This is a genomic window from Kineococcus glutinatus (assembly GCF_039542765.1).
Lineage (GTDB): Bacteria > Actinomycetota > Actinomycetes > Actinomycetales > Kineococcaceae > Kineococcus_A > Kineococcus_A glutinatus.
Genome location: NZ_BAABIL010000654.1, coordinates 1 through 944 on the forward strand (window position 1 = coordinate 1; position 944 = coordinate 944).

The following is a 944-nucleotide window of genomic DNA, read 5'->3' on the forward strand; positions in this document are numbered from 1 at the left end:
TCGTCGCCCGTGCGGGGAGCGGACGGGTCGTCCGACGGTACGCCATCCACAGCCCCCGAGCCCGCCGAGGTCCCCGGCGGCGGTCCCGGCAGCGCCCCGGCCGTGCCCCGGGTGGGGCGCGCCGACGTCCTCGCCGCCCACGGCCTCGTCGACTCCGTCGTGCGCCGCACCCAGCTGCTGCCCAGCCGGGCGCTGACCGAGCGCCTCGGCGGCCCCGTGCTGCTGAAGTGCGAGAACCTGCAGCGCGCCGGGTCGTTCAAGATCCGCGGCGCCTACGTGCGGATCGCGCGGCTGACCGACGCCGAGCGCGCCCGCGGGGTCGTGGCCGCCAGCGCCGGCAACCACGCCCAGGGCGTCGCGCTGGCCGCGAGGCTGCTGGGCACCCGCGCCACGGTCGTCATGCCCACCGGCGCCCCGATCCCCAAGGTGCAGGCCACCCGCGGGTACGGCGCCGAGGTCCGCTTCGCCGGGCGCACCCTCGACGAGGCGCTGGAGGAGGCCCGCCGCGTCGAGGCGCAGGAGGGGGCCGTCCTCATCCACCCCTTCGACCACCCCGACATCGTCGCCGGGCAGGGCAGCGTCGGGCTGGAGGTCCTCGAGCAGTGCCCCGACGTGCGCACGCTGCTCGTCTGCACCGGCGGCGGCGGGCTCGTGGCGGGCGTCGCCGCGGCCCTGGAGGGGCAGCGCAACGCCGCGGGGGAGCCGGTCCGGGTCATCGGGGTGCAGGCCGAGCAGGCCGCGGCCTACCCCGCCTCGCTGCGCGCCGGCCGGCCGCTCGCGCTGCCGCGGATGTCGACGATGGCCGACGGGATCGCCGTGGGCCGGCCCGGCGACGTGCCCTTCGCCGTCGTCCGCGACCTGGTCGACGACGTCGTCACCGTCTCGGAGGAGGCGCTGTCGCGGGCGCTGGTGCTGCTGCTGGAGCGTTCCAAGCTCGTCGTCGA

The 944-nt window shown here is 78.0% G+C and carries 1 protein-coding gene; it reads left to right on the forward strand.

Annotated elements, in window-relative coordinates; genetic code table 11:
* Positions 1-102: 102 nt before the first annotated feature.
* Positions 103-944: threonine ammonia-lyase (locus ABEB16_RS19665; protein ID WP_345713894.1), on the forward strand; the 842-nt coding region annotated here is incomplete at its 3' end.